Source organism: Wolbachia endosymbiont of Madathamugadia hiepei, from assembly GCF_013366855.1.
Lineage (GTDB): Bacteria > Pseudomonadota > Alphaproteobacteria > Rickettsiales > Anaplasmataceae > Wolbachia.
This window is the reverse complement of the sequence record NZ_WQMP01000065.1, coordinates 1-5,588: the sequence shown is the minus strand read 5'-3', so window position 1 is coordinate 5,588 and position 5,588 is coordinate 1. Positions and strand designations below refer to the sequence as shown.

Genomic DNA, 5,588 nt, shown 5'->3' with positions numbered 1-5,588 from the left:
AGTTTCTCTATTTTTAGCTAAGTTAAACTACCAGTTTTTGCTACATCTTTCCTTATTTTCTCATGACAAACTCTTGTTCACAGAGCCTAGATCATTTTTTGGATCCAGAAACTTTGAAAGAGCCATAAGAAAAAAATTTGAAAAGTATTAATAATTATACACAATTCTGAAAAAATATTTAACTTTTTATACTTGTCCTATTAAATCTTATTTTTTAAGCTTAAATATGTTAAACAAAAAAACAGCCTCCACACATGGCCTTAGAATAGCATCTCAGATCTTGGATGTCCTTCTGTTTACCAAAAAAGTGGTAGTTTCTTGTGATTTGAGTATAATTCTAGCTTTACCCAAGCAAAAGAATGAATTATTTAATGGAATATGTTTTAACACCTCTTTCCTTACCGTTCGCAATCACTGAAAATTATTTGTTAATTACTGCGCTGATTCCGCTGCTTGGCGCAGTGGTTATCTTTTTTACCGGCAAATGGCCTAGAGTAAGCAACAGCGTTACTGTTGCCTCTTCTATACTTTTATTTACGTATACGTGTCTTTGCACTTTATATTGGGCATATGGTGATTATTCTCAATTTATCCTTATGGATTTTGGCAGCAACTTGCACATTAGCTTAAAGCTAGAGTCCACTGGAGTGGTATTTAGTTTATTAATATCATTCTTATGGATATTAACCAGTGTATACGCAATATGTTATATGCAGAATAACTATCCTGGTAATAATTACTCAAATTTCCTGTGTTTTCTTTCAATATCGATCAGTTGTGCAATATTTATTGCTTTTTCTGGCGATTTGCTTACTACATTTGTCTTTTATGAGCTCTTAACTGTGAGTACTTATCCTCTTGTCACCTATAACACAACAAATGAATCAATGATAGCTGGGCGTTATTATTTTGGTGTGCTGTTTTTTTCTTCCTTAGTACTATTTTTTCCAGTTCTCGGGTTCTTATATAGTAAATTTCATACTTTAGACTTTGTAAGTGGTGGAATATTTAAATTTGACACTTCGCTTGTCACTTTCATTGCAGTGTGTTTTGCTATGCTGATTTACGGAATAGGCAAAGCTGCATTAATGCCAATGCACTTTTGGTTGCCAAAAGCAATGGTTGCACCAACTCCTGTGAGCGCACTGCTACATGCTGTTGCTGTTGTGAAATCCGGGGTTTTCATCATTATAAAAGTCATATTGTACACTTTTGGTACCGATAATCTGCAACGCTTTACGCAACAAAGTTGGTTTACTGGAGGATGGCTGCCTTATGCTGCAGGATTCACCATCATTGTTGCTCCATTGATTGCACTCAAGCAGAAGGAATTGAAAAAATTGCTCGCCTACTCTACCGTTTCCCAATTATCATATGTTATACTGTTCGCTTCAATTTTTAGCGACCTTAGCGCAAGAGTTGCAGTTTTTCATTTAGTTTGTCATGCATTTGCAAAAATCACTCTATTCTTTGTTGCAGGCAGCATAATAACGAAAACAGGTGAAAAATATGTAGATAGAATTCATGGCATAGGACGAAATATGCCAATTACTATGTCAGCATTTACTATAGGTGCGTTATCTATGATCGGAGTGCCACCTGCTCCAACTTTCTGGGGTAAGTTTCTCATTTTTCAGGCTGTTTTTAGCTCTGGCAATGTAGCACTTTCTGTATTTGTTACTCTTGTATTAATAGTAAGCACTATACTAAATGCTATGTACTTTTTGCCAATAATTTACAATGCTTTTTTCTCAAAGCCTTCTAAGAATTTTTTCGTTAAAAAGACACCTATTTTTCTGGTTTTACCACCAGTTATCACTGCAATATGTACTTTTGTTATTTTCCTCAGTTACCAAGTAATATTTTAAAGTATCTTGCCTTTAAGCTTTGGCATCTAAGCTGAGATTAATTATAGAAACATTTTCTTCGTTAAAATCTATATCTCCGATTAACATACCATCAGTAACATTCAAAAGTTCCGGTGGAGAAATGATAGTTCTGTTATTACCAGCTCTCATTCCAACTACTCCAAGCTCTATGGCAAGCGGTACTTTTTTATCACCAACTTTGAATTGCGCTGTTTGATCTTTGATTATATATTCACCATCATAACCCATTACGCTATACTTAATTGACACTTCGTCACCACATCTTACTTGTTTTCCAGCCCTATTAATTAAGTCATTGAAAATCATCATATTATTTACTGAGTCGGGGTATTTATCTTTTACTTCGATTAGTTTTACGTAGTAAGAGTTAAAGTTCGTTTTGTTGTCATTGGCAATGTTTACAGTAACTACACGCTCTCCTCCTTCTTTCATACCCATTATTCCTAGGCCCACCTCTTTCCAATCATCCTGACCTATTTTCAAAGTAACATTAGGGACTTGACTCGGAAGTGGTGCCGCTAGGTTATTAGATATTTTATACATTTGCAGCAGGACTTCTTGACCACATAGAACTCTGCTGCCACTGCCCTCTGTAATTTCATAGAAGTTTATTGAATTTTCCTCTCTCTCCTGCTGTGTTATTTCTTTTAAATACTTCTTCAGCCCATGCTTTTCGATATAGTGGTCAAGTACTGATTCAAGTATTGGCTTCACTAGGTAATATGCTATTGTCTGTACCAAACCATCATTCGTAGTATTTAACTCATAAAGCTTGTCTCTCTTTTCTGGCCTGCTTTTGTTTATTTGAACGATGGTGAAAACAAAAGCGGAAGTTAAAGTGAAAATTGTTACTATGGAAATGAGCAATTGTAATACAATTTTTCTAACCATCGTTTTTTACCCGATTCAACAAATTGTATAAATAATTAGTTTCGCCTGAAAGTTCACTCAAATTATCCAAAGCTTGTTTAAAGAGACTTTCTATATAGTTCTTTGTTTCACTTTTACCGAGTATAGACATTAAGTTACTTACCTCATCTTGTTTATGGTCTTCAATATCATCTTTGGCTTGAAAGATAAGCCCTAGGTTCATTCCATAATCATGTAACGCTCTTCGTTGCTCATCTGTAGCATTTCCCATTATAGCGCCTATTTCACATGAAGCTGCAAATAGTTTTGCGGTTTTTAATAAATGGATTTCTTTTATTTTAGAGAAATCTGCATCAATATCCAAAATCTGTCCTCCTACCATTCCCCTAGTTCCTATCGCTTGAGAGAGTACTTTTATAATTTCACAGCATTTGTTGCTATCCTCATTTAGCGAAGATAGTATTTCAAAAGCGAGGGTAAGTAGCGCAGCTCCAGCAAGCACCGCTGTTGCTTCGTCAAATCTTTTATGGCAACTTAGCTGACCTCTGCGGATATCGCTATTGTCCATACATGGCAAATCATCGTGAATTAGAGAGTAGGTGTGAACACACTCAACTGCCACAGCAATTGGTATTATTTTCTCAGCTTTCACATTAAATACTCGTGATGAAGCTGTGACTAAAAATGGACGTATATATTTTGCGGGGGCAAGAAACATATAACGCATAGCTGATATAAGCTTGCTTTGGCTATCTTCAGGCAGAAATTTGTTTATTTCTGCGATAAGTAAATTTTTTGTTATTTCGTCTAGCATTTGCGAGTTTGTTAATTTCCCAGCACATAATGTTGAAGCACATTTCAGCTAGGGCAATAGAAAATTTTGTAATAGTCTATCAATCATAAAAGGTATTGCAAACATGAAAATTTTTTATAACATCAAAGAATAGGTTATTTTTTGGTAAAAAATGAGTAGCGAACTAGCAAAAAGCACTAGAGAAGACATAGAAGAAAAAGTGAAAAAGATTGTACTGGAGCACATTAGTAAGGATGTAGAGAAGTTTAGCAGCTCCTCAAAGCTTTCAGAGTATGGCGCAGATAGTTTAGATGCAGTTGAGATAATCATGGCGGCAGAAGAAGAGTTTGGCATAGAAATTCCTGATGAAGATGCACAAAAAATGGAAACTGTAGAGCAGATAGCTGAGTACATCAGTAACAAAAAAAACAATAATTAGTATTAAATGAGCAGAAGAGTAGTAGTTACCGGTATTGGCTCAATTACTCCACTCGCGGCAGATGTTGAAAACACTTGGCTTAAGTTAGTAGATGGTGAGTCTGGTATAAAGGAAATCAGCAGATTTGATGCTTCCGATCTTGCAAGCAAGATCGCAGGACAAGTTCCCCTACAAGGTAATAATATTGGACACTGTTTTAACCCGCTAGATTATATCTCTGAAAAAGACCTAAAAAGGACAGATCGTTTTATCCATTACGGCATTGCAGCCGCTATTCAAGCAGTGAACGATTCACTAATTTTAGAAAGTCAAAATATCGATCGAGAACGCGTTGGTGTGGTTGTTGGCTCTGGTATAGGTGGTCTTCCATCAATTCAGGAAAACGTAATTATTATGCAGGAAAAAGGGCCTAGACGTGTCAGCCCATTTTTTGTTCCTGCAAGTTTGATAAATTTAATATCTGGTCATATTTCTATTAAATACGAATTTACAGGCCCAAACGATTCAGCGGTAACCGCATGTGCAACAGGTGCGCATGCAATCATAAACTCAGCAAGAGCTATAAAACTTGGCGAAGCAGATGTAATGATTGCAGGTGGGACAGAAAGTGCACTTTGTAGGGTTGGAATTGCAGGCTTTGCATCTATGAAGGCATTATCAACTAAGTTTAATGACAAGCCTGAAGAAGCTTCAAGACCGTGGGATGAAGAACGCGATGGATTTGTTATGGGTGAAGGAGCAGGTATATTAGTATTGGAAGAGTATGAACATGCAAAGAGAAGAGGTGCAAAAATATATGCAGAACTTACTGGGTATGGACTAACGGGAGATGCTTATCATATTACCGCTCCGCACGAAAGCGGAAGAGGTGTGTTAAAAGCAATACAGCTTGCCTTACAGAGTGCACAAATTAGTCCAAATCAAATCGGATATATCAATGCACATGGAACTTCAACGCCACTCGGAGATAAAATCGAAGTAATAGCAATAAAACAGTTATTTGGTGACTACGCTTATAAGATACCAGTTTCTTCAACTAAATCCTCTATAGGACATTTACTTGGTGCTGCAGGCAGCGTTGAAGCAATATTCAGTATTCTTGCGTTAAATAAAGGAATTACTCCCCCAACTTTAAACTTGCACAAACCTTCAGAAGGATGTGATTTAAATTTTGTACCGTTTAAAGCTCAAGAGCATAAAATCCAATATGCGCTTTCTAATTCGTTTGGTTTTGGTGGCACTAACGCATCACTCATCTTTGGAAAAGTATAATTAGTTTTATCGTTTATGCTTGCCTACAAGGCGCTTATTTTACAACAAAAGTAGTTGAGGTTTGTATCCTGTATCACATGAAAGCATGCAACAAAGCCAAGCAAAACTAAACTTTGCTTTTTAGCAAAGTTACCACTATTGAAAGATATGCAAGAAGCTTTATAAAAACTTAACATAATTTTATCATAAAAATATCATTCTTACGTTTTGTAAAAGCGGTTCTTAGCACTAAATACGCTAACTATGGATTAGAAAGAGAGTAGAGAGAGAAATAGGGTAAACTCCAGTATTTTAGCAACAATAGGAGGTTACCCAATGCATAAGA

At 36.0% G+C, this 5,588-nt stretch carries 5 protein-coding genes; 3 read left to right on the top strand and 2 right to left on the bottom strand.

What is annotated here, in order from left to right; translation table 11 throughout:
• The first annotated feature begins 371 nt into the window (after positions 1 to 371).
• Entirely contained in the window at positions 372 to 1,868 is a 1,497-nt protein-coding gene (locus GO685_RS03130) for a proton-conducting transporter transmembrane domain-containing protein (RefSeq protein WP_175937536.1), read from the top strand.
• Positions 1,869 to 1,880: 12 nt separating this feature from the next.
• Here GO685_RS03130 and GO685_RS03125 read toward each other — a convergent pair whose 3' ends face one another.
• Positions 1,881 to 2,780 (bottom strand): FKBP-type peptidyl-prolyl cis-trans isomerase, encoded by a 900-nt coding sequence (locus GO685_RS03125; protein WP_175937535.1) that lies wholly within the window; start codon positions 2,778 to 2,780, stop codon positions 1,881 to 1,883.
• On the bottom strand, positions 2,773 to 3,573 hold the full coding sequence (locus GO685_RS03120; RefSeq protein WP_175937534.1) for a polyprenyl synthetase family protein: 801 nt from the start codon (positions 3,571 to 3,573) through the stop codon (positions 2,773 to 2,775). The genes GO685_RS03125 and GO685_RS03120 overlap by 8 nt, the downstream gene beginning before the upstream one ends.
• 151 nt (positions 3,574 to 3,724) lie before the next feature.
• On the opposite strand from GO685_RS03120, the gene acpP reads away from it, so the two are divergent.
• Both acpP and fabF read left to right on the top strand, forming a co-directional pair.
• Positions 3,725 to 3,991: an acyl carrier protein gene (acpP, locus tag GO685_RS03115; protein ID WP_175937533.1), complete on the top strand. Its 267-nt coding sequence runs from the start codon at positions 3,725 to 3,727 to the stop codon at positions 3,989 to 3,991.
• A 6-nt stretch (positions 3,992 to 3,997) separates the two neighbouring features.
• Positions 3,998 to 5,263, top strand: a complete 1,266-nt coding sequence (gene fabF, locus GO685_RS03110; RefSeq protein WP_175937532.1) for a beta-ketoacyl-ACP synthase II — start codon at positions 3,998 to 4,000, stop codon at positions 5,261 to 5,263.
• Positions 5,264 to 5,588 lie beyond the last annotated feature (325 nt).

Bases quoted from the DNA above. Each gene is read 5' to 3' on its own strand.
- GO685_RS03130 (WP_175937536.1), top strand. From the start codon at position 372: ATGGAATATGTTTTAACACCTCTTTCCTTACCGTTCGCAATCACTGAA.
- GO685_RS03125 (WP_175937535.1), bottom strand. From the start codon at position 2,780: ATGGTTAGAAAAATTGTATTACAATTGCTCATTTCCATAGTAACAATT.
- GO685_RS03120 (WP_175937534.1), bottom strand. From the start codon at position 3,573: ATGCTAGACGAAATAACAAAAAATTTACTTATCGCAGAAATAAACAAA.
- acpP (WP_175937533.1), top strand. From the start codon at position 3,725: ATGAGTAGCGAACTAGCAAAAAGCACTAGAGAAGACATAGAAGAAAAA.
- fabF (WP_175937532.1), top strand. From the start codon at position 3,998: ATGAGCAGAAGAGTAGTAGTTACCGGTATTGGCTCAATTACTCCACTC.